This is a genomic window from Paenibacillus tyrphae, assembly GCF_024158745.1.
Classification (GTDB): Bacteria; Bacillota; Bacilli; order Paenibacillales; family NBRC-103111; genus Paenibacillus_G; species Paenibacillus_G tyrfis_A.
The window spans coordinates 238,127-258,201 of record NZ_JAMZAW010000002.1; the positions used below are offsets into that span (position 1 = coordinate 238,127).

The window sequence follows — 20,075 nt, forward strand, 5'->3', positions numbered from 1 at the left end:
AAAAGGAGTGCGATTTTTTATAACCGATGACGACCCGGCGGTACGCCGGATGCTTGCGCAGCTGATCGAAGACGAAGACCTCGGCGAGGTGGCGGGCGAAGCCGTGGACGGAGCGGATGTGGATGCCGGGCTGCTGGCGGTCACGCGGACCGATATTTGGCTCATCGACCTGCTGATGCCGAAGCGGGACGGGATTGAGACGGTGCGGGAGATCGCCCCGTCGTTTCCCGGCAAAATCATCATGCTGTCGCAGGTCGAATCAAAGGAAATGATCGGCGAGGCGTATGCCTTGGGGGTCGAATATTACATAACGAAGCCAATCAACCGGTTGGAGGTGCTGTCGGTCATCCGCAAGGTCGAAGAGCGGATGCGGCTTGCACGGTCCATTCAGAACATTCGCCAGTCGCTGCTCGGACTGGACGACGGCGGCTTAGGGAAGCCTGCGGCACCGCGCGAGCGGGATCACGGTTCTGCCGGAATCGGCGCGGCGGGCCGCTATTTGTTCTCAGAGCTCGGCATCACCGGGGAAATCGGCTGCAAAGATTTGCTGGCGATGCTGCAAATTTTAGCGGAGCATGACGATGCCGCTTCAGGTCACCGCGATTTCCCCCAGCTGCGGGAGCTGTTCCGCGCAGCGGCCGTGCGCAAGCTGGGCGATAAGGCGGACGAAACGGTGATCAAGAAAGAAATCAAAGCAGCCGAACAGCGCGTGCGCCGGACGATTCATCAAGCGTTGAGCCATTTGGCTTCGCTCGGACTGACGGATTATTCGAATATCAAGTTCGAAAATTACGCATCGAAGTTTTTTGATTTTACGGAGGTTCGCAAGCGGATGCTGGAGCTGGAGGACGAGAGCGGGGACACCGTCTCACAAGTGCGGATCAACGTCAAGAAATTCATTCAGGTCCTTTATTTGGAGACAAAGCAGCACATGCGGGAACATTGATGCGAAGAAAGGGCTCTCCCCAGGTCTGTATCGGACCTTATGGGAGAGCCCTTTTTCTCGGGTGATTATTTTTACCAATATCTTCTAGAGATGCAATGTTCCTTCGCCAGCTTGTAGCCGTCCAGCTCGACAAGCTCTATGCACCCTTCGGAATCGGGAGAATGAAGCATCCGGTTGTCGCCCGCATAGATTCCGACATGATGCACGCGCCCCTTGCCTTCTTCGTAAGCGAAGAAGAGCAGATCCCCCGGTTCCAGACGTTCCCGCTCCACCACCTGCCCCCGAACGGCTTGATCGGAAGCGTCCCGCGGAATGAGAATGCCTTGCGATTTATGCATGCTGTAAGCAAAACCGGAGCAATCGTAGCCGAAGGAAGACATGCCTCCCCAGAGATAAGGCAGACCGATAAACCGCATCCCCTGCCGGACGGGCCGCTTGCCCGCATGCTCCTCTTCCACGCCGGAGGATGCCGGACGGCTGGCGATCCTCACTTGATCCTTCGGCAAAAAGCCTTCTCCGTGCGGGGTATCCACGACAACGCCGTCGTTCGTCTCTTCGATGACAGGCAGCCGGGTTAGGAAGCTCAGTTCGATTTCGGCTTTTGGCGAACGGAAAGTCAACAGCGCCCGGGGAGCGCTCACCTCAGTCCATTGGTTTACGGAGGATTGGGCGCTTGCTTCCGTCAACTGGCGCTTCGGCACCCATCCGGGATAGCCTGCTCCTTCCTTCCGGGTGCTTTGCTCGGGAATGAACACCTTGACCCAGTCGCCGTTTTCTTCGGCAACTACCGCCTCGGTTCCGTACAGCATTTGCGTCTGAATCCGATTGGCGCCGTTTAAATCCAGCTTATCCTTAACGGTCATAGCCCCTAGCCATTCCGTTATGGCCGCCGGATGCCGCAGCGCCGGTTCGTCCAGCGGACGCGGGGAATCGGGAGACGTCCACACGGTGGCGACGGACACCGCCGCTCTCACTCGCTTCGGTCCGCTCATGATACGGCTCCCATCCCGTCCTGACAACGCACGTTCCGGATGCCGAGTCCGGCCTCGTCCGGGAACGTCATGACACGCCCTTCGTATTGGACGCCACCGTCGACAATATCGTGAAGCATCATGAGCGGCGCATCGAAATCGAAGCGGGTAATGTTCTTTTTGCTTGCCGCAAAATGAGCCGCCGCCGTTACCGCAAGACGGGATTCGATCATGCTGCCCACCATGCATTCCACGCCGTATTCCTCCGCAATTTGGTTGATGATCTGCGCCTTGTAGATCCCGCCCGATTTCATCAGCTTGATATTGATCAGATCGGCCGCGCGCCGCTGCAGCACTTCAAGCGCCTGAACCGGAGAAAACACGCTTTCGTCCGCCATAATCAGCGTTTCGACCGCGTCCGTTACGGCCTTCAAGCCTTCGATATCTCCGGCTTTCACCGGCTGCTCCACAAGCTCGATGTTAAGGCCCATATCTTCCATCCGCCGGATCGATTTGACCGCATCCTTCACCTGCCAGCCTTGGTTCGCATCCAGCCTGATTTTGACCCGCTCGCCTACGCGGCTGCGGATCTCTTTAATCCGTTCGATATCTTCGCCGATATCGTCCTTCCCTACCTTGATTTTCAGCACGTTGAACCCGGATTCCACATAGCGGGCCGCATCCTCGCCCATTTCTTTCGGCGAATTGACGCTGACGGTAAAGTCCGTCTCGATCCGGTCCTTGTAGCCTCCGAGAAATTGATACAGCGGCACCCCGCAGGCCTGCGCCACCAGATCGTAGACCGCCATATCGACCGCGGCTTTGCCGCTGCTGCACCCGACCATCGCCTGATGGACGGATTGAATGATTTGTTCATAGGCCAGCAGACTTTTGCCGATTAACAGCGGTGTGAACGTATGGACAATGGCGGATTCGATGCTCTCCAAGCTGTCCCCCGTAATCACAATCGTAGCCGGCGCTTCGCCCCAGCCGACCCGGCCATCGTCCGCCGTGATCCGAACCAATACGGATTCCGCTTGGAATACGGTCCGCAGCGCGGTTTTGAACGGTTTGACGAGCGGGGTCGACTGGCGCATTACGTCTATTCTTTGAATTTGCATCCAGGGCGCCTCCTTACGCTTCTACTCTACAGCCGGTTCGATAAGTTCCAGCTTCTTTTGTGCGGTATTCATCCTCGCCTCTATGCCTAACGGAACGGCGATGTTCGGCGAGCAATGACCGATTTTAAACCCAGCGAGCGCGGGTCTCCCCGCCTGAACGAGATGATGCCGGATGACCTGCTCCAACGTTAGTGAATTTTTGTACTTGTTCGGCTCGCAGTTGTGAAAATCGCAGACGAGAATTCCCGACGCATCGGCCAGCTTCCCGGCCTGCCGCAGTTGGTTCAGCATCCGGTCGACGCGGTACGGCTCCTCGTCAATCTCTTCTATAAATAAAATACGTCCGCGGGTATCCAATTCATACGGCGTCCCGAGCGTGCTGGCAAGCAGGGTCAAATTGCCTCCGACCAGCGGTCCGTACGCTGCCCCTTCCACCAATGCGACAAGCGGCGAGATGTTTTCCGTGTACACAACCGGCTTCGGATGAAACAGCTGCTCAAAGCCCTGCAAGGTCAGCGGATGAACGGATTCCTCGGCAAGGCAGGTCAGCATAGGACCGTGAAACGTGACGAGCCCCGACCGGTTTCCGATGGCGGTGTGGAGGAACGTGATATCGCTGTATCCCCAGAAAATTTTCGGGTTATTGCGGATACCGTCGTAATCCAGCATGTCGGCTATTCTTGCCGACCCATATCCGCCGCGCGCGCATACGATAGCCCGAATGCCCGGGTCCGCGAACATCGCGTTCAGCTCCACCGCCCTCTCCTCGTCCTTCCCCGCCAAATAACCGTACTGGCCGGACAGCGTAGCGCCGAAGCGGACGTTCAGGCCCATCCGCATCAAATAACCGGCCGCCTGCTCGATTCTGCTCCGGTCACCCTGGCTGGCCGGGGCCGTAATGCCTATCGTATCGCCCGCGGCGAGACGCGGAGGTTTGATGCGATTGCGCATGGTATCTTCCTCCCTTCGTTAGCGGAGCCATCGATAGCTCGGATTAGCCAATAATGCAGTATGGCGAGAACCGTGCTCGGCATACTGCAGGTACTGGCGTGACGGGCTATCTAACCTACTCAACATCACAGAAACATCGTGAAGTCTAGCTTGACGGTTACTCGGTATGCTTGATACTAGGCGACAGGCAGATTAGATATCTTTACAGTATCAGTGGTACGATTGCCAACCAACCAGTCTATGTAGCACGCAGGAGCTATCGCATGCCCCATTGGACGCTTTTTTCAGCATCGCTGGCACTGGCGCGAAAGTTTCTGTACTAGCTTATTTAGCATAGAGGAACTACGATGCGTTACTTTGTCTGGTTTCGGCGCCTTGTGTAAAATAGAGGAACTGACGTTCGCTAACACTCCCATTACGCGGGTCGTGAACATTTTTCGACACAACTAAAGCACCTGTCTTCCGCTATATTCAAACGGACGCCGAATCCTACCCTTTAACGCATCGTACTTCCTTTAATATCAAGCGTAGCTCAGTTGCCCCCAACAGGCCGTCGCGCCCCGGTGCCGACTATTTCAAATCGGCCCATTTGAAGTCGATGTATCCGTAGGCGTGCCGGACGACTCCTTCCAGCTTGTCGCTTTGCATATAGGCGGAGTTGTAAAAGTACAGCGGCATGATCGGCGCTTCATCGAGCAATATTTTCTCCGCTTCGTGCAGTAATTTGAACCGCTTGGCATTGTCCGGCTCGTTGTAAGCGTCCTGAATCAGCTTGTCGTATTGCGCGTTGCTCCAGCCGGTCCGGTTGTTCGGATTGCCGGTCTGGAAGATGTCCAGGAAGTTGATCGGATCAGCAAAATCCGGCAGCCAAGACGAACGGGAAAATTGCAATTGCAGCTTCTTCTGCTCGGCCGTCAGCACTTTGCCTTCCTTGCTCTCGATTTTCACGTCGACGCCCAGGCTTTCTTTGAACATCGCTTGAGCCGCCTCGGCAATTTTCTGATGCAGGTCGTTCGTGTTGTAGGTCAGCGTCACCTGCGGGAGCGTTTTGTAGCCGGCCTCGGCCATTCCTTTCTCCAGCAGCTTTTTCGCTTCTGCGGCGTCGAACTTCACCAGCTTACCGCCGACCTTGCGGAAGTCGTCCCCTGCCGGATCTTTAAGACCGTATGAGACGAATCCGTCGGCCACCTTTTGCTTCTGCTTGACGACGAGGTCGACGATTTTCTGGCTGTCCACAGCCATCTGAAACGCTTTGCGGATGTTGACGTTATCGAACGGCGGCATCTTGGTGTTGAACCGGTAAAAATACGTTCCCGCCGAATCCTCCACCTTGACCTTGCCTTCCGCGAACAGCTTCTGGCTCAAATCGGCCGGAATGACGCCGTCAATATGCAGCCCTCCGCTCTGATACAGCTGATACTCCGTATTCGTGTCGTTGACCATCTTGAACGTAACGCCGTCCAGCTTGACGTTGGCCGCATCCCAGTACTGGTCGTTTTTGACCATCTTCAGCTCCGAATCGTGCTTCCATTCGGTGATCTTGAACGGGCCATTGTTTACGATCGTGGCGGCTTCGCTTGCCCATTTGTCGTTTTTCTCCACGGTTGCCTTATGTACCGGGAAAAATGCCGGGTTGGACACCATCCCGAGCAGCCACGGAGCCGGCTTGGTCAACACGATCTCCAGCGTCTTGTCGTCCGTCGCTTTAATTTTGACGCCGTCGGCTGGTCCTTTATCCGAATTATACGCTTCGGCTCCTTCGATGACGTAAGCCAGAGGCGCGGCCGGCGAAGGCTTCTTCGGATCGAGCATCCGCTTCCAGGCGAATTCGAAATCGGACGCCTTCACCGCGTCTCCGTTGGACCACTTGATGCCGTCCCTCAACGTAAACGTATACTGCTTGCCGTCGGGACTAATCTTCCATTCCTTGGCCATCGCGGGCTCGGGGGTTTGGCTTTTGCCAAGGCGCGTCAAGCCTTCCATGGCGTTGTTCAGGATGTCGTACGACACCTGGTCGAACCCGACCGGCGGGTCCAGCGACGTAGGCTCCCTCATATTGTTGTACAGCAAAATTTTGGCCTGCTGTTCTTTCCGGGCCGGATCGGTGCCTGCCCCTTCTTTGCCGCTGCAGCCTGCCAGCGCCGTGCCGGATAACAGGATACAGCCGAGGAGTAAAGCCGTTCTTTTCTTCATGCAACGTCTCTCCTTCACATTGTATGATAGGATTCGCTAACCTATTGCCGATCGGATAAAAGTATTCGTGCCCGGCGGATCAAGCTGTTTGACGCGCGCATCCTGAAGCCAACAGGCAACGCCATGCCCGCCGAGCAAGCAGGACGTTTCCGGCTGGAAGTCGGCGCACACTTCCATGGCGTGAGGACACCGGGCTGCGAACGCGCAGCCTTTGGGCGGCGCGAACAGATCCGGCGGGGTCCCCGGAATCGATTGAAGCGGGGCGTTCCGGTCGCTATCCAGACGCGGCATGGATGCAAGCAGCCCTTTCGTATAAGGATGCTGCGGATGCTGGAACACCTCGTCCACCGTGCCCGACTCGACCACTTTGCCGGCGTACATCACGTTCACGCGGTCCGCGATATTCGCCACCACGCCCAGATCGTGGGTGATCATGATGATGGATACGCCGGTTTTGCGCTGCAGCAGCTTGAACAGATCGAGGATCTGCGCCTGAATCGTCACGTCGAGTGCCGTGGTCGGTTCGTCGGCAATGAGCACCGACGGCTTGCCGACTGCCGCGATCGCGATCATGATGCGCTGCCTCATGCCGCCGCTGAACTGGTGCAAATGCTGCTTGAGCCGGCTTTCCGGGTTGGAAATGCCGACCAGCTCCAGCATCTCCATCGCCTGCTTGCGGGCCTCGGACCGCGACAGCTTCTGATGGCGGATGATGCCCTCCATAATCTGCTCGCCGATGGTGATCGTCGGATTCAGCGAGGTCATCGCATCTTGGAAAATCATCGTGATGGCCGAGCCCCTGATCTCCCGCATCTGCTTCTCCGTCAGTCCGGTCAGCTCCCGTCCTTGAAACCGGATGCTGCCCTGCCTGATCTTCGAAGTTTGCGGGGGAAGCAGCCGCATCAAGCTGCGGGCGGTGACGCTTTTGCCACAGCCGGACTCGCCTACGATGGCGAGCGTCTCGCCGCGGCGAAGCGTCAAGCTCACGCCGCGGACCGCCTGTACCTCACCGCCGTACGTGGCGAAGGAGACATGCAGGTCTTTTACTTCGAGCAGTACGTCCGGGGGAGACAATGAATCGGGTCCATTCATGGAGTTTACCTCCTCTGCTTCGGATTAAATGTGTTTTGCAGCCCGTCGCCGAGCAGGTTGAACGCCAGCATCGTCAGCGAGATGAAGAACGCCGGAAAGAACAGCCGCCACCAATAGCCGGATAAAATCGTCGGCAGCGCATCGTTCGCCATCGTGCCCCAGCTGGCCAGCGGAGGCTGAATGCCGAGACCGAGGAAGCTGAGGAACGCTTCCGCGAAAATCGCCGACGGGACGGAAAACGTCACCTGCACGATAATGACGCCGAAAGCGTTCGGCAGCAAATGCTTGCGGATGATGCTCCAAGGACCCGCTCCGAGCGTCCGCGAAGCCAGCACATACTCGGACGACGCCAACTGAAGCACCTGCCCGCGCACGATCCGGGCCATGCCGATCCAGCCGGTGGCCGTTAACGCTATGATGATGGTAAATAAGCCTGGGCCCATGACGACCATCAGCAGGATCACGATCAGCAGGTACGGAATGCCGTACAGGATGTCGACGATCCGCATCATGATATTGTCGACCCGCCCGCCAAAATAGCCGGCAATGCCTCCGTAAACGACGCCGATGAGAAAATCGATGAGCGCCGCGACGATGCCGACGGTCAGCGATATGCGGGAACCGAACAGGATGCGCGCGAACACATCCCGGCCGAGCTCGTCGGTGCCGAACCAATGCTCGGTCGACGGAGCCTGGTTGCCGTTCAGCAGGTTTTGCTTGGAGTAGCTCTGGTCCGTCAGCCAAGGCCCGAAGATCGAAAGCGCCGCCAGCGCAACGATGAAAATAAGCCCGAGCAGGGCCAGCTTGTTCTTGAACAGCCGGATGCGTGCCTGCTGCCAGAACGTCAGCTGCGGCCGGACAATCGCTTCCGTAGGACCGACGCGTTTTTGCATCGGCACAAATAAATGATCGGGAACCGACATCCTCATCCCTCCTTTCTATGCGTCCTTTCTATGCATCCCTTCTATGCAGCTTGATGCGGGGATCGATCAGACTGTACACGATATCGACCAGGAACATCATGAAGATGAGCAGGGCGCTGTAGAACACCGTCGTTCCCATGATGACCGCATAATCCCGGTTGTTGATCCCATCCACAAAATATTTCCCCATGCCCGGAATCGCAAAAATTTTCTCGATGACAAAGCTGCCCGTCAGCACGTTCGCAAGCAATGCTCCAACTAACGTAACCACCGGCAGCACCGCGTTGCGCAGGGCGTGCTTGAACACAATCGTCGCCGGAGAAAGCCCTTTTGCCCTTGCCGTCTCGATATAGTCCTGCGTCAGCACTTCGACCATGTTGGCCCGCGTCAGTCTTGCGATGATCGCGATCGGTCCGGTGGACAGCGCGACCGCAGGCAGCACCACATGCTTCCATGTCCCCCACGTCGCCACCGGCAGCAGCTCCCATTCGACCGCGATGTATTTGATCAGCAGCGGAGCCACGACAAAATTGGGCACCGCGATGCCGATGACGGCGAGCACCATGGCGATGTAGTCGATCAGGCCGTTTTGCCGGAGCGCGGCCGCCGTTCCGAGCGCAATGCCCGATGCGATCGCTAGGAGAAGCGACACGATGCCGAGTTGAAATGAGACCGGGAAGCCGCGCTCAATCATCGCGTTCACGCTTTCCGGATAGTGCGAGATCGACGGCCCGAGTTCCAGCGTGAGCAGCGACTTCAAATAAAGCGCATATTGGACGTACACCGGCTTATCCAAATGGTAGAACGCCATCATGTTCTGGACGACGGCCGGATTGGCTTCCTTGCCGTCCCGGTCGAACGGCGAGCCCGGAATCGTATGCATCAGGAAAAACGTAATCGTGACGATGAGCCACAGCGTCACCAGCATGGACACGAATCTTTTCAATAGGTACGGCGCCACTCGATCACCCGCTTTTTAACAAAATGAAGTTCGCATGGCCAGTTCCGTCATGACCACCATAGCTTGGTACGCCTCCAGAATGTTTTTGGCTTGAAAGGAAACGACCGGTGAGCCCTGCTCGATCGTCGTTCCCGGCATCAGATGCGCCCACTCCGCCTGCCCGTAATTCGCGAATTCGATCGACAGCACCGGACTCTCCGGGGGCGTTAAAGGCTTCACGCGGCCGCGGGCCTCAAGCGCCTCCCTCGTTTTGTCGCGCAGCAACTGCCCGCTTTTCTCCGGCGTCAAACAGAGCGCCGCCGTCCGCGAGATGCGCCGCTTGACGATGGCCGTCGTCACCCCCGGGATCAACGCCTCCGCTTCCTCCGCGGTCTCGTCGTCACCCGCCACGAGCAGTACCGGCACGCCGTAATGACCTGCGACGAACGCATTGAAGCCGAGCTCTCCGACCGCCGTATCGTTGATGTACATGTTCCGCACGCCGAAAATCATCGTGTGGCTGAGCACGCCCTTCCTTGCGGCCCGTGTATGATAGCCCAAAAAAGCGGCCCCGGCGAAGCTGGCGTCAAGCCCCTGCACCATCGAAAACGGCTTGACATCCCCCGAAATCAGTTGCGTCTCCGGATGAAGCTTCTCAATCAGCAGGTTGTTCATCTTGGAATGGCTGTCGTTGACTACGACTTCCCCGCATCCCTCCTGGAATGCCGTTTCAATGACATGATTGGCCTCCGCAGTCATGATGAGCCGGCCTCTTTCATAGTTGTGCTTGCTGGAATCGACAAACGTCGCATCGACCAGTCCGGTAATGCCTTCCATGTCAATCGAAATGTACAGTTTCATCGCTCAATCCTCCAGTTTAAATATGTAATAAGAAAAGCTTCTTATCGAAGTCACTTCGAGGAAGATACATTCGTGTCTTAGAGGAAGCTTTTCTTGCGATATAGAATTCAATCAGCCCCGCTGATAACTTATAAATTCTATATCTATAAAAAAATCCAGCAAACGACAACCGGCAGCCACAAGGCTTCCAAGCGTATCGTTTGCTGGATTTTATTTACGCGTATGTCGCCATACTAATAAACAAAGCAGCGTTATCCGGTCCCTGACGCACCGGAATCGCAATCCCGGCCGTTCAAGGCCAATTTGTATTTTTTTTGCGCATCCTTGAAGGCGACGATGATCGCTTTCTGCGACGAACCGTGGTACCTTCGTTTGATTTCGTCGGCGACCGGCTCGAAGGCCAGAATGCTCTGCCCGACGAATAAGGAGCGCACAAATTGCGAGGTTAGCGGAATAGTGGACGAGCAGCCCGCATCCACGATCTTGTGGTTGGTCGTATCCACGACAAGTCCGATGAAAAATGCGCTGTACTGCTGAGTAATCGGATTATTGAGAGATGTCTGCGCATCGCCGACCACGTAAACCGTGTCTTTATCGTAATCCATACCCGTCTCCCTTAATCGGCGTCCTTAGACCGGACGAACAGGGATGAAGGAAGGGAAGCTTCCCACGACCTGCCGCCTTCGGACACACAACGAAGAATATGTAACTTATTCTAACAACAAACTAACATCTTGTAAACATGAAATAAAATATTTTGTATGCGCTTACGTTTTTGACCCCGAAGCTTATCAAAGGAACTCTTTGGAACAATTGTTAAACTTTCATGAAAATTCCCGTAACCAAGTTCTATTATAATAAACTCCGCTGCGTCTGAATAGCTTTATTTCACAATTTTATCAATGATTTGTCGATGATAGGGTGCAGAAAAAAAGCCGATCATCCCACAAGGACGACCGGCATTCCGCTTCACACGCTACTCCAGACGGTAATCGTCGATCTTCTCCCCGTCTTCCCACACCTCGACGAACAAGGCGTCGCAATCCTCAAAATCGGACGGCTTGAACGAAAGAGCTTTCTCCTCGTCCTCGCCCACAAACACATTTTCCATCCCGTCTTCGTTGAACGAGAGGATGACATACAGCTTCATTCCAGAACCTCCAGCAGCTAAGCGTATTTTATAGTGATGCCAAAATAAGTGGCCAATTAAACGTTGTTCTTCAAAATTTGACGGCCCAGATGGTATTCCATATGTTCCACGTAATCGTCAATGAGCCACTGCAAGCTCTTCGTTTCCTGATTGGCGGTGACACATGGGTATGCAGCTTTTCGGCCGGTATTTTTTCAATGGCCTTCAGGATCCGGTTATTTAAGCGGGACCATAAATTCAGGATCTCTTCCGCCGGAGCCTCCTGATAATCTTGCAATGTCACCCATTGATCCTGATCGTAAGGGATGAGGACATACGGCTGCTTTTCATATTGGATTTTAATAAATCTCGGAAGATTGTTGACGGCCGAATCGCATAAGTGTCCGAGCGCTTCTTTAGGGGACCACTTACCCGGCACGGGCCGCTCGGATGCCTCCGCTTCGGACATCCGGCCGAACTGCTCCGGAACCGTGCGCAGCAAATGCTTTAAACGTTCCGCAGTATTCTCCATCGTATTCCCTCCCTCATCTCAAATTATTGACAGCCTTCTCTACATACTATTTCTCCGTTCGTCCGAGCTCACCTTTTTTCAAGCTTAAATAAATCCGACTTCCCGGCAGTATCGCATCATATCGTCCATCTGCTTATCGCCGATCGCTTGCCATTCGAAGCCTAGCTTCTTCAGCAGTAGGACGGTCTTCTCCGAAGCGAGCGTAAACCGGGTCTGCTCCTGCTGCTCCAGCCAGCCGTAATGAAGCATCAGACTCTCGATCTCCTCCCGGCAAAAGCCTTCCTCGTATCTGCTCTTCATGTAGTCAATGAACTCGTCGAGCGTCCCCGACGACATTCTTCCCCTCGAGCGGCCATCCGCCAATACACGGTGCATACTCTCGTAATGCGGGTTATACAAATGGAATATTTCGTCCCTCAACGCAGCAGGCTTCATGAGGTGAACAATCGCTTGGCTGACCCGATCGACGCAGGAAAAATCGATATCGGCCTCCAAACGGGGCACCATGCCGAGACGGACAAACGACTTGACCGTCGCGTAAAAGGCGTTTTCCTCGATGTTTTGCTGGAACTTGCCCGTCTCCGATTGAAAGACGAGATTCCCCACCCGGTAAATGCTTGTGCGGAGCCCTTGAGCCCGCGCCTGAACGACCCGCTTCTCCGCTTCGAATTTAGATTTGGCGTAATAGTTCTCATACTGCTGCCCCCCATCCAAATCATACTCGGTAAAATAAGCCGCAGACTGTCCCGGAATATGTCCGGTTGCCACGCCAAGGGTGGAAATATGATGCACGTCTTTGGCCCGGTGCGTGCCGGCAAACGCCAGAAGCCGCTCGGTCGAAGCGATGTTCTGGCTTTCGAAGTGCGAATAGCTGCCGTAATGCTTCACGGTCGCCGCCGAATGCACAATGCAGTCGACGGTGCGTGCGAGCTCCAGATACGTTTCCTCATCCAGCCCCAAGCTTTCCCGCGACAAATCCCCCCGGTAAATTCGAATACGGCGGCCAAATTGCGCTTCTAGGGCATCACCGGCGAAATAAAAAGCCAGCTTCGCAAGCAGTCGTTCCCGTGCTTCCGCCTCCGTCGCCGCACGCACAAGAACGTGAACCGTCGCCGCGGTTCCGGCGAACAGCTCCCGCAGCAAATGGATGCCCAAATACCCGGTGGCTCCCGTCAGCAAAATGTCGCTGTACCCGCTATCCCGCGTCAGATCGAGCCGAGCGTACCGTTCGTTCCTCGCCCGGTATGCGGCGATCTCTTCGTCGAATCGTTCCATCGGCTCGTCGCCGCGGGCTGTCTTCAGCTGCTCCAGCTTGGCGGTCAAATAGTTGGCCTTCGGCTTTACCTTGGCGGACAAGGACGCAATCGTCTGGTTCTCAAAGACATCGTTGACCCCGATATCCAAATCCTGCTGCAGCCTTGCGGTCATCGCAGCCGCCTTCAACGAATGGCCGCCGAGCTCGAAAAAGTTGTCGTGAACGCCTATGTCCGGAACGTCCAGAAGCTGTTCCCAAACGGCCGCGATCTTCCGCTCGATGTCCGTACGCGGGGCGATGCGTTCGCGCCCCGCTGCGGCACGCTCGCCCGGATCGGGCTCGGGCAGCGCCCTGCGGTCGATTTTGCCATTGGGCGTGAGCGGCATGCTCTTTAACAGAACGAAATACGAGGGCAGCATATACTCCGGCAGCGCCTTGGACAAGTGCTCCCTGACGGCATTAATCGGCAGATCTTCCGTTCCGGCAAAGTAAGCGCACAATGCCTTGGCGCCGCTGCCGTCCTCTCGGGCAACCACGACCGCTTCCCGGATCGAAGGATGGCTCAGCAGCCCGTTCTCAATCTCTCCGAGCTCGATCCGAAACCCACGGATTTTCACCTGATGGTCCAGACGGCCCAAAAACTCCAGCGTACCCTCCGGCGTCCAGCGCGCCAGATCGCCGGTCTTGTACATGCGTCCCTCCCCGGCGAACGGGTCGGGCACGAATTTCTCCGCCGTCAGGCGCTCGTCGTTAAAATACCCTCTACCGACGCCATCCCCCGCGATGTACAGCTCTCCCGGCACGCCGGGCGGCTGAACCTGCAAGCGGTCGTTCAACAGGTAGATACGCGTGTTCGCAATCGGCCTTCCGATAGGCGGAAGCTCCAGGATCGAGCCGTTCGGATCGATCGTATGAGCCGTCGCGACATGCGTTTCCGACGGACCGTAATGATTGTGCAGGAACACCTGATGCCGCCGGAGATGCGCCTTGAATTTGTCCGGGACGACCAACGGCTCTCCGGCCGTTATGATATGGCGCACCGACGCCGGAAGCTTGTCGGCGTACGCGCTCTCGTTCAGGATGAGCTTCAAGTACGAGACGGGTAGGAACAAGACGTGGATCTGACGTTCTTCGATGAGCCGCAGCAGCTTGTCCGGGCTTCGCCGGGTTTCGTTCGTCACGAGATGCAAGGTGCCCCCTGCCAGCAGAGCGGACCATATTTCCTGCGAGCTTACATCGAAGCTGAGCGTCGTAAATTGCAGCACGCTGCTGCTGTAATCGACGTTCGTATGCCGAAACTGATGGTGAAGCAGATTGACCATATTGCGGTGCTCGATCATGACGCCCTTCGGCTTGCCGGTCGTTCCCGACGTATAAATCACATACAGCAAATCGCTTGGACGGCTGCGGGGAGGTGGGTTGTCCGCCGCTTCCTCATAGGCGGCATCCGTATCCAGGCACAGCTTCATGCCGTCAAACTCGACCCGGTCGGCCAAATGCGTCTGCGTCAGCAAGACACGGGTCCGGCTGTTGTCCAGCATATATTTTACACGGTCGGCGGGATAATCCGGATCGATCGGAAGGTAGGCCCCTCCCGCCTTCAAAATGCCAAGCAGACCAACAATCATGTCTGAAGACCGTTCGGTCATCAGTCCGACAAGCTGCTCCGGCTGCACGCCGTGGCGAATCAAAACGGCCGCCAGCCGGTTCGCCCGGTCGTTCAACTGCCGGTAAGTGAGCGTTTCGTCCCCGAATACGACAGCCGGCCGATCCGGCATCTGCCGCACTTGATTCTCAAACCATCCGTGAATCGTCAAATCCTGGTCGTATGCGGATTCGGTTCGATTCCGTCCCTCCACTTGCTCCTTTATTTCCGCTTCCGAAAGCAATCGCAGCTCGGACAGCCGCTTTTCCTCCGAAGCCAACGCATCCTCCAATATCCGCACATACTGGTTCGCCATCCGCTCGATCGTATCCCGCACGAACAGATCGGTGCAGTATTGGAAATCGATCTGGAGCGTCTCTTCCATTTCCTCCGCATCAAGTATCAGATCGTATTTGGCGATCGGGTCCACGTACCGCTGAACGGTGATCCGGCTCCCGTCGATCGACGGCGTCGTCGTGCGACCCGTATTTTGCATGACGAATATCGTATCAAACAGCGGGCTGCGTTCCGGCACTCGGGGAATGCGCAGCGATTGCATCATCCGTTCTAGATCGTAGTCCTGATGCTCGAAGGCAGCAAGCAGAATCGACTTCAGCTCCTGCAAATAGTCGGCGAACGTCTTGGTCCGCTCTGGAAAGCTTCGGATCGGCAGCGTATTGACGAACATGCCGATCAGCGGCTGCAGTTCGGCTTGCGGACGGCTGGCGACTGGAACGCCAACAATGATGTCTTCCTGACCGGAATACCGGACAAGCAGCACCTTGTAAGCAGCGAGCAGGATCATGTACAAGGTGGTATCCGTCCGTAGGGCGAACTGCTTCAAGCGCGCGGTCAATCCGGCATCCAGCCAAAGCGGGTAAGTGTCGCCTTTAAAGCTTTGGAAGCCTGGTCTTTCCTTGTCGGTCGGCAGCTGCAGGACTGGGAGCTCCCCGGACAAGGCCGCCATCCAATACTCGCGCTGCTCCGCCTCCTCTTCCGGTTCTCGGCCGTTCAGCCGGAAGGCATAATCTTTGAATTGGATCGTCGGGCGAGGCAGCTCCTCCCCCCGGTACAACTGGCTCCATTCCTTGAAAAACACGTGCATCGAGACGCCGTCCACAATAATATGGTGGAAATCCAGCATCAGATAATGAAGCTCCTCGGAGCAGCTAATGAGTCCGGCCCGGAATAACGGCGACTTCCCGAGATCGAACGGGACGACGAACGCTGACATCAGCCGCTCCGCTTCTTCTTCCGCCGCCGCATGAAACTGCATTTGAAACGCCGCACGGGGCCAGATGGTCTGCGCAAGCTCCCCGTCCACCCATGCGAAAGCCGTACGGAGCGATTCGTGCCGCTCGATCATTTGCTCGAAAGCCCGCTCCATCCGCCGCCGGTCGACGCTCCCTTCGATCTTGAGCAGCAGCGGAGTGTTATAGGCCGTCCCCACCTGCTCCATCTGCCCGATGAAGAAGAGGCGCTTTTGCGCCGGATGAAGGGGATAATGCTCCCGCTCGGGCGCCTTTTCAATCGCCTGACCGCCTCCGGCCGGTTTACCCGCTTGACCGATCCGCTCCGTTTGCTTACGGATGGTCGCATGCTCGAACAACTCCGCAATCGACAGCCGAACACCGAAGCACCGTTCAATCTGTCCGCGCAGGACGGCGACATGCAGCGAATGACCTCCGGCGTCGAAGAAGCGGTCATGCACGCCGACCGTCCGCAAGCCGAGCAGTTCCTTCCACAGCTCCGCCAACCCCCGTTCCGCCTCGCTGGCCGGAGGCGCGTAAGAAGCCGACTCCGCCTCTCTCTCAGGCTCGGGCAGCGCCCGCCGGTCGACCTTGCCGTTCGCATTCACGGGCAGCCTCGGAAGCATGACGAACCAGGACGGAACCATGTAATCCGGCAGCTGCTCCGCCAAAAACGCCGACAGTTCGCTGCGGGCGAGAGGCTCTTCGGATACGACGTATGCGCACAGGTACGCATGGCCGGCTTCGTCTTCGCGCGCGATCACGATGCAATCGAGCACCCGGTCGTGCAGCCGGAGCCGCTGCTCGATTTCGCCCGTTTCGACCCGGAAACCGCGAATTTTCACTTGATGGTCGATACGTCCCACGTATTCGACGGACCCGTCCGGCAGCCACCGGGCCAAGTCCCCCGTCCGGTACAGCCGCTCTCCCTCGCAGAACGGATGGACGACGAATTTCTCCTCCGTCAGCTGCGGCCGGTTTAAATATCCCCGGGCCAGACCGACGCCGGAAATGCACAATTCCCCGGGAACCCCCACCGGCTGCGGCTCGCCGCAGCCATCCAAAATATACAACCGAACATTGTTCAGCGGCTTCCCGATCGGAATATTATCCGAGTGCGCCGTAACAAGCTGCATCGTGGCGAAAATCGTATTTTCGGTAGGTCCGTATACGTTGTAAATAAGGTAGCTTTGCGGGTGGAATGTCTTCAGCTTCTCTCCGCCCGTCATCAACACGCGGAGCGAGCGATTGGGAAGCTTCATAAACTGCTCGCCAAGCTGGGTCGGCAAGAAACTGACGGTAATGTCATGTTGGTTGAAATACTCGTTCAGCTCTGCAGCATCCAGCCGGATGTGCTCGGGAATGACATGAACCGCCGCCCCGGAAATAAGGTAGGGAAAAACCTCCAATATCGAGGCGTCGAAGCCGACACTGCAATATTTGCTGCTGCGATCCTCCATCGTGACCTGAAAATGCGAGCAATGCCATTCGCAAAAATTGACAAGCGACCGGTGCTCGATCAGCGTGCCCTTCGGCTGCCCGGTGGAGCCGGACGTATAGATGACATAAGCCAAGTCCGATGGTCCCGCAAGCTCCGGCAAAGGGGACGAGTCCGCATCATGCATCCGCCGGTCCGCGAGATCGACAGTTTGTCCATTAAAGGCAAATGGAAGCTCCGACTGCCCCTCCGTGAGAAGCAGCCTCGCTCCGCTATCCTCCAAAATGTAGCGTATGCGGTCCGGCGGATAATTCGGATCGATCGGCACATACGCCGCGCCCGCTTTCAGCACCGCCAAAATACCGGCGAACATCGACAGCGTGGGGCGGGTCATGACGGCGACAAGGGTATTGGCGCGTACACCGCATTCCATTAGCATTCTGGCCATCCGATTCGATTGTTCGTCGAGCTGGCGGTAAGTCAAGCAGTCGGTCCCGTCGACGATCGCGAGGCGATCCGGCGTACGCCGCGCTTGCTCCGCAAACAGCCGGTGAATGGTCGCATCGGAGGAAAAAGGCACATCCGTTTGATTGAACCCAACCAGCAGTTGCTCTCTCTCGTCTTGACTCAGCAAAGCGATGCGGCCGATTGGCGTATGGGGAGATTCGATCCAGGTCATGACGATATTTTCCAAATGCCCCAGCAGCCTGCGGATCGTCGTCGGCTGAAACGCGTCCGGCTTATACTCCGCGCGGACTTCGAGCACGTCCGAAAGCACGAATCGGATCGCGAGGTCGCCCCCCGGAATGACGGACCACGCCCGGACGGTACCGGGAGCTTCCACGGCTGCGGCCGTATTGAAAGGAAGCCTCGGTGAGTCGGACCCGCTCAAGTCACGAAGCTCGCTGCGTGTAAGCGCGCAAGCCTTCCCTTGGGCCAGCATATCCTCCGCCAGGGCTACCAGCGATTCGAATGGCAGCGAAGCCGCGCCTGCGATTCGGGCAAGCACGATCCGCTCTTCTTCGGATGTGACCGCTGCAAACCGTACCTCTTCGGTCCGCAAATAGCGCTGCAGCAATACGGCCCACGCCGTATAAAGTACCGTGCTTGCTTGAACCCGGCGCATGCCGCAAAGCTGACGCAAACGACCGGACAGCGCATTTTCGAACGTACGACTAAGCGTCCGATACGCATCCCGGTCATCCGCCGGACCTCGATCCAAACGGAGAATGGTAGCTTCCTCCGCGTCCTGCATCTCCGTTATCCAGCGGTCAACAATACTGATCGTCCCTTCATCCAGTTTCTGTGACATCCTCATTCTCCCTCCCGAATTAAATTGGTTATGAAGACAAAAAGCAACCCGTTCCAAATCCGAAACGAGTTGCTGTTCATAACGAAGGCGTTCCCTGCAACCGTCAAGCCCGTGCGTTGACGCATATGGCCCCTCCATGGCTCCCTCCTGCAATGATATGACGGAGCCCTTTTTATTCAATTCATAGATCTATCGATTTATGTCGATTCGTTAAATAATATTGCGCATACAGTTATATTTTACCATATTTCGTCGAATTTCCAAAATACTTTTTAAGGTCTTAGCCGTTATTTCCGCAACCGCGCTTTCTGTGCAAACCATCCTACGCGAATGTGATAAATACCACTTTCGATCCCCTTTTTTTGCGGTAAAATGAGACGACAGCAGAAACTGAGCGTTAGCACATCATCGATTGTGAATATTTTCACAAACATAATGGAAAGGTCGTGTCTAGGCATGTCGTATCACAAACCGGAAGAAATTGCGCATATTACCGCAGCTATGGGCGAGAAGAAAGCGAATATGCGTCCGCTGCAAACTTGTACGCTGGGCTTTTTAGCAGGGGCATTTATTGCCCTGGGCTTCCTTCTATATTTGAGAGTAGCTGCGGGCGTTCCTGCGGCCTGGAGTGGGCTCGGCTCCTTACTGGGCGCGGCGTTGTTCCCCATTGGCTTGATCCTCACGATTATTGCCGGGGGTGAGCTGTTGACCGGAAATATGATGGCGGTGCCGCTCGCACGGCTCCAGGGCAAAATAACGACGAAGCAGCTCGCCGTCAACTGGCTGCTGATTACGTTATCCAACTTTGCCGGGGCACTGTTTGTCGCCTACATGTTCGGTCACGTCGTCGGATTGACGGAAGCGGAGCCGTACTTGTCCAAACTGGTCAAGGTGGCGGGCGCCAAGCTTGACGAGAGCTTTCTGCAAGCCTTTATCTCAGGGATCGGCTGCAACTGGCTTGTCGCCTTGGCCGTCTGGCTCGCTTACGGCGCAGACGACGTCGCGGGCAAAATGCTCGGTATCTGGTTTCCGACAATGACCTTCGTCGCCATCGGCTTCCAGCACGTCGTCGCAAACATGTTCCTGATCCCTGCCGCGATCTTCGCAGGGCACTATACCTGGTGGGAGTACTTGGGCAACTTTGTCCCCGTCTTTCTGGGCAACGCCGTCGGAGGCAGCATCTTCGTCGCCACCGCCTATTGGATAGCGTATTTGAGAGCCAAAGAAAAAGTGGTACTAAACCGAAAATCGGCTCTTCCGCAGCCGCAGCCTCTACCGACAAGCGAACGAGCGGTAGCGGAAGGTAAAGCCTGAAAGAAGCGGACAGGAACGGTTCATGATCGTAAATAAGCAAAAACAAAGTAAATGCCTTTCGCAACGCGCGCTTCTCCCGGCGCGCGTTGCGGCGCTTTATGACTCCTACAGTAACCCCTGCCTCCCTAAAAAAATCTGCTCCTAACCCGCTCACATATCCCTCCGGGACTTGAATATATTTAGTAACAAGCACTTTTTTCCA

Annotated in this window: 14 protein-coding genes; 2 read left to right on the forward strand and 12 right to left on the reverse strand. The window is 56.3% G+C overall.

Annotated features, from left to right (window positions below):
- The first annotated feature begins 7 nt into the window (after positions 1-7).
- Positions 8-946, forward strand: coding sequence for a response regulator (locus tag NI000_RS03690; protein WP_253407809.1), 939 nt, complete (start codon positions 8-10; stop codon positions 944-946).
- A 71-nt stretch (positions 947-1,017) separates the two neighbouring features.
- On the opposite strand, the gene NI000_RS03695 is transcribed toward NI000_RS03690, so the two are convergent.
- From NI000_RS03695 to NI000_RS03750, 12 genes are all read right to left on the reverse strand, one after another.
- Positions 1,018-1,938: a C40 family peptidase gene (locus NI000_RS03695; protein WP_253407811.1), complete on the reverse strand. Its 921-nt coding sequence runs from the start codon at positions 1,936-1,938 to the stop codon at positions 1,018-1,020.
- Complete coding sequence (locus tag NI000_RS03700; RefSeq protein WP_253407813.1) at positions 1,935-3,038, reverse strand: mandelate racemase/muconate lactonizing enzyme family protein; 1,104 nt, start codon at positions 3,036-3,038, stop codon at positions 1,935-1,937. The genes NI000_RS03695 and NI000_RS03700 overlap by 4 nt, the downstream gene beginning before the upstream one ends.
- A gap of 21 nt (positions 3,039-3,059) precedes the next feature.
- Positions 3,060-3,989 carry a S66 peptidase family protein gene (locus NI000_RS03705; RefSeq protein WP_253407815.1) on the reverse strand — a complete coding sequence of 310 codons (930 nt, stop codon included), beginning with the start codon at positions 3,987-3,989 and terminating at the stop codon, positions 3,060-3,062.
- Positions 3,990-4,559: 570 nt separating this feature from the next.
- Positions 4,560-6,182, reverse strand: coding sequence for a peptide ABC transporter substrate-binding protein (locus tag NI000_RS03710; protein WP_253407817.1), 1,623 nt, complete (start codon positions 6,180-6,182; stop codon positions 4,560-4,562).
- A gap of 36 nt (positions 6,183-6,218) precedes the next feature.
- A complete protein-coding gene (locus tag NI000_RS03715) occupies positions 6,219-7,274 on the reverse strand; it encodes an ABC transporter ATP-binding protein (protein ID WP_253407819.1) in 1,056 nt (351 codons plus the stop codon).
- A gap of 5 nt (positions 7,275-7,279) precedes the next feature.
- Entirely contained in the window at positions 7,280-8,197 is a 918-nt protein-coding gene (locus NI000_RS03720; RefSeq protein ID WP_253407821.1) for an ABC transporter permease, read from the reverse strand.
- 28 nt (positions 8,198-8,225) lie between these two features.
- Positions 8,226-9,158, reverse strand: coding sequence for an ABC transporter permease (locus NI000_RS03725; RefSeq protein WP_253407823.1), 933 nt, complete (start codon positions 9,156-9,158; stop codon positions 8,226-8,228).
- Positions 9,159-9,173: 15 nt separating this feature from the next.
- Positions 9,174-9,998, reverse strand: a complete 825-nt coding sequence (locus NI000_RS03730) for a M55 family metallopeptidase (protein WP_253407825.1) — start codon at positions 9,996-9,998, stop codon at positions 9,174-9,176.
- A 251-nt stretch (positions 9,999-10,249) separates the two neighbouring features.
- A complete protein-coding gene (locus NI000_RS03735; RefSeq protein WP_216793244.1) occupies positions 10,250-10,603 on the reverse strand; it encodes a DUF3870 domain-containing protein in 354 nt (117 codons plus the stop codon).
- Between the two features lie 371 nt (positions 10,604-10,974).
- Positions 10,975-11,148 (reverse strand): hypothetical protein, encoded by a 174-nt coding sequence (locus NI000_RS03740; protein ID WP_253407827.1) that lies wholly within the window; start codon positions 11,146-11,148, stop codon positions 10,975-10,977.
- 70 nt (positions 11,149-11,218) lie between these two features.
- Positions 11,219-11,659 (reverse strand): DinB family protein, encoded by a 441-nt coding sequence (locus NI000_RS03745; protein ID WP_253407829.1) that lies wholly within the window; start codon positions 11,657-11,659, stop codon positions 11,219-11,221.
- An 84-nt stretch (positions 11,660-11,743) separates the two neighbouring features.
- Entirely contained in the window at positions 11,744-18,559 is a 6,816-nt protein-coding gene (locus tag NI000_RS03750) for a non-ribosomal peptide synthetase (protein ID WP_253407831.1), read from the reverse strand.
- Positions 18,560-19,015: 456 nt separating this feature from the next.
- On the opposite strand from NI000_RS03750, the gene NI000_RS03755 reads away from it, so the two are divergent.
- Positions 19,016-19,873 carry a formate/nitrite transporter family protein gene (locus NI000_RS03755; RefSeq protein WP_253407833.1) on the forward strand — a complete coding sequence of 286 codons (858 nt, stop codon included), beginning with the start codon at positions 19,016-19,018 and terminating at the stop codon, positions 19,871-19,873.
- The last annotated feature ends 202 nt before the right edge of the window (positions 19,874-20,075 follow it).

What these genes read in the sequence shown, in the direction of transcription:
- NI000_RS03700 (WP_253407813.1), bottom strand. Translation starts at nt 3,038, where the DNA reads ATGCAAATTCAAAGAATAGACGTAATGCGCCAGTCGACCCCGCTCGTC.
- NI000_RS03720 (WP_253407821.1), bottom strand. Translation starts at nt 8,197, where the DNA reads ATGTCGGTTCCCGATCATTTATTTGTGCCGATGCAAAAACGCGTCGGT.
- NI000_RS03705 (WP_253407815.1), bottom strand. Translation starts at nt 3,989, where the DNA reads ATGCGCAATCGCATCAAACCTCCGCGTCTCGCCGCGGGCGATACGATA.
- NI000_RS03755 (WP_253407833.1), top strand. Translation starts at nt 19,016, where the DNA reads ATGTCGTATCACAAACCGGAAGAAATTGCGCATATTACCGCAGCTATG.
- NI000_RS03745 (WP_253407829.1), bottom strand. Translation starts at nt 11,659, where the DNA reads ATGGAGAATACTGCGGAACGTTTAAAGCATTTGCTGCGCACGGTTCCG.
- NI000_RS03750 (WP_253407831.1), bottom strand. Translation starts at nt 18,559, where the DNA reads ATGTCACAGAAACTGGATGAAGGGACGATCAGTATTGTTGACCGCTGG.
- NI000_RS03710 (WP_253407817.1), bottom strand. Translation starts at nt 6,182, where the DNA reads ATGAAGAAAAGAACGGCTTTACTCCTCGGCTGTATCCTGTTATCCGGC.
- NI000_RS03730 (WP_253407825.1), bottom strand. Translation starts at nt 9,998, where the DNA reads ATGAAACTGTACATTTCGATTGACATGGAAGGCATTACCGGACTGGTC.
- NI000_RS03740 (WP_253407827.1), bottom strand. Translation starts at nt 11,148, where the DNA reads ATGAAGCTGTATGTCATCCTCTCGTTCAACGAAGACGGGATGGAAAAT.
- NI000_RS03735 (WP_216793244.1), bottom strand. Translation starts at nt 10,603, where the DNA reads ATGGATTACGATAAAGACACGGTTTACGTGGTCGGCGATGCGCAGACA.
- NI000_RS03715 (WP_253407819.1), bottom strand. Translation starts at nt 7,274, where the DNA reads ATGAATGGACCCGATTCATTGTCTCCCCCGGACGTACTGCTCGAAGTA.
- NI000_RS03695 (WP_253407811.1), bottom strand. Translation starts at nt 1,938, where the DNA reads ATGAGCGGACCGAAGCGAGTGAGAGCGGCGGTGTCCGTCGCCACCGTG.